We start from the raw sequence: 2,510 nt of genomic DNA on the forward strand, positions 1-2,510 counted from the left end.
CGCCACCTGCTCGCCCTCGACCGCCATGGCCGGGCCCGTGGCGTTGCCGAAGCCGCCGAGGATCACGGAGACGAAGGAGCGGTTCATCGCCTTGCACATGATGTAGGAGAGAATCGCGCCCGACGAGCCGACCAGCGCGCCGACGACGATCAGCAGGTCGTTGCCGAGCGAGAAGCCGATCGCGGCGGCGGCCCAGCCGGAATAGGAGTTCAGCATCGACACCACCACGGGCATGTCGGCGCCGCCGATGCCCATGATCAGGTGGAAGCCGATGAAGAAGGCCAGCAGCGTCATCAGAACAAGCGTCCAGATGCCGGCCCCGTTCAGGAACGCGATCAGCAGGATGACGCTGAGGATCGCGGCGCCCGCGTTGAGCATGTGCCCGCCCGGCAGTTTCGTCGCCCTGGAGGTGACCTTGCCGGCCAGCTTGCCGAAGGCGACGACGGAGCCGGTGAAGGTCACCGCGCCGATGAAGACGCCGAGGAAGACCTCGACCTTCAGGATCGACTGTTCGATTCCGTCCTTGTGGGCGAGGATCGCGGCGAAGCCCTCGAGCGCCTCGCGCTGTTCGGCGCTCATCACGAGCACGCGGCCGAGTTCCAGATAGGCGTTGTAGCCGACGAAGACGGCCGCGAGACCGACCAGCGAGTGCATCGCTGCAACAAGTTGCGGCATCTCGGTCATCTGCACGCGCTGCGCGACGTAATAGCCGATGATTCCGCCGGCCGCGACCAGCACCAGCGACAGGAGCCACAGGCCGGAGCCGGGTCCGATCAGGGTCGCAAACACCGCCAGCGCCATGCCGGCGATGCCGTACCAGACGGCGCGCTTCGCCGATTCCTGGCCGGAAAGCCCGCCGAGCGAGAGGATGAAGAGAACAGCAGCGACGACATAGGCTGCCGTGGTAAATCCGAATTCCATGGTTGCCGTCCTGCGCTTTAAGATTTCTGGAACATGGCGAGCATGCGCCGTGTCACGAGGAAGCCGCCGAAGATGTTGATCCCGGCCATGAACACCGCGAGGCCCGCGAGCGCGATCACCAGATTCGAGCCGGAGCCGATCTGCATCAGAGCGCCCAGGATGATGATCGACGAGATCGCGTTGGTGACCGCCATCAGCGGCGTGTGAAGCGAATGCGCCACGTTCCAGATGACCTGGAACCCGATGAAGACCGACAGCACGAACACGATGAAATGCTGCATGAACGAGGCCGGCGCGACGAGGCCCACCGACAACAGCAAGGCGGCGCCGACGACGAGCAGGGTGACCTGGTTCTTCGTCTGTGCCTTGAAGGCGGCGACTTCGCGCGCCCGTTTTTCCTCGGGCGTCAGCTCCTTCGGTTTTTCCTTCGGCTTTTGCGCCGCGATCGCCTGGATCTTGGGCGGCGGCGGCGGGAAGGTGATCTCGCCCTGATAGGCGACCGTCGCGCCACGGATGACGTCGTCTTCCATATCATGGTCGATCACGCCGTTCTTTTCCGGCGTCAGGTCGGTCATCATGTGGCGGATGTTGGTCGAATAAAGCGTCGACGACTGCGAGGCCATGCGGCTCGGGAAATCGGTGTAGCCGACAATGGTGACGCCGTTCTTCGACACCACCTTCTCGTCGGGGACGGTGAGGTCGCAATTGCCGCCGCGCTCGGCGGCGAGGTCGATGACGACGGAGCCGGGCTTCATCGCCTCGACCATGTCCTTGAGCCACAGTTTCGGCGCATCGCGGCCCGGGATCAGCGCCGTGGTGATGACGATGTCCATCTCGGGAGCCAGTTCGCGGAACTTCTCGAGCTGCTTTTCGCGGAATTCCGGGCTCGACGGCGCGGCGTAGCCGCCGGTCGCGGCGCCGTCCTGGGCCTGCTCCTCGAAATCGAGATAGACGAATTCGGCGCCCATGGATTCGATCTGCTCGGCGACTTCCGGGCGGACGTCGAAGGCATAGGTGATCGCGCCGAGCGAGGTCGCCGTGCCGATGGCGGCAAGGCCGGCGACGCCTGCGCCGACGACCAGCACCTTGGCCGGCGGCACCTTGCCGGCCGCCGTCACCTGACCGGTGAAGAAGCGGCCGAAATTGTTGCCCGCCTCGATGACGGCGCGATAGCCGGCGATGTTGGCCATCGAGGACAGGGCGTCCATCTTCTGGGCGCGCGAAATGCGCGGCACCATGTCCATCGCGATGACGTTGGCGCCCTTGTCCTTGCAAAGCTCGAGCAGTTCCTTGTTCTGGGCCGGATAGAAGAAGGAGATCAGCGTCTTGTCCTTGGTCAGGCGCCTGGCCTCGGCGGGCTCCGGCGGGCGCACCTTGGCGATCACGTCGGCGGCCTTCCACAGCGCCGCGGCCGTCTTCACCACTTGCACCCCGGCCGCCTTGTAGGCAGCGTCATCGAAACCGGCAGCCTTGCCCGCGCCAGCCTCGATCAGGCACTCATGTCCCAGTTTTTGAAGTTGAAGCGCGCTGTCCGGGGTCATGGCGACACGCGCCTCGCCCGCAAACACTTCCTTTGGTGTACCGATCTT

Annotated in this window: 2 protein-coding genes; both read right to left on the reverse strand. The window is 64.9% G+C overall.

Features of this window, described 5'->3' with window-relative positions:
* Positions 1-921 (reverse strand): NAD(P)(+) transhydrogenase (Re/Si-specific) subunit beta (locus tag IG169_RS23775; protein WP_193178762.1); only part of this gene is annotated, 921 nt, incomplete at its 3' end.
* Between the two features lie 17 nt (positions 922-938).
* A partial coding sequence (locus IG169_RS23780) for a Re/Si-specific NAD(P)(+) transhydrogenase subunit alpha (RefSeq protein WP_193178763.1) occupies positions 939-2,510 on the reverse strand: 1,572 nt, incomplete at its 5' end.

The organism is Oricola nitratireducens (genome assembly GCF_014904745.1).
GTDB classification, from domain to species: Bacteria; Pseudomonadota; Alphaproteobacteria; order Rhizobiales; family Rhizobiaceae; genus Oricola; species Oricola nitratireducens.